Raw genomic sequence first — 267 nt, 5'->3', positions numbered from 1 at the left:
CCTTCTCCACGGAACCACCATACCAATCCTTCTCCACTTGTCACACTGCATAACCACCCTTCTCAACCTTTCTCAATACCCTAATCTACATAATCCCCCCATCCCACCAAATCCCCCTTATCCACCATCATTTCTTCACCCGCACCCACATTCATCCCATCCATTCCACCATACCAACACACAAATACACTCCCACGCCCGCTCATCTCAATAATAAACAAACCTTCTCCCCAAAACACACCTTTCTTCACGTTTTGCATTTTGGTA

Annotated in this window: 1 protein-coding gene; it reads right to left on the bottom strand. The window is 46.4% G+C overall.

Going from position 1 to position 267, the window contains the following annotated elements:
* Nucleotides 1–80 precede the first annotated feature (80 nt).
* On the bottom strand, nucleotides 81–267 hold a 187-nt coding region (locus FS628_RS30635; protein WP_145326687.1), incomplete at its 5' end, for an AIM24 family protein.

The organism is Paenibacillus xylanexedens (assembly GCF_007676705.1).
In the GTDB taxonomy this organism is placed as follows: domain Bacteria; phylum Bacillota; class Bacilli; order Paenibacillales; family Paenibacillaceae; genus Paenibacillus; species Paenibacillus xylanexedens_C.
Note: the sequence above shows the minus strand (reverse complement) of the source record. Positions and strands in the feature narration are given on the sequence as shown.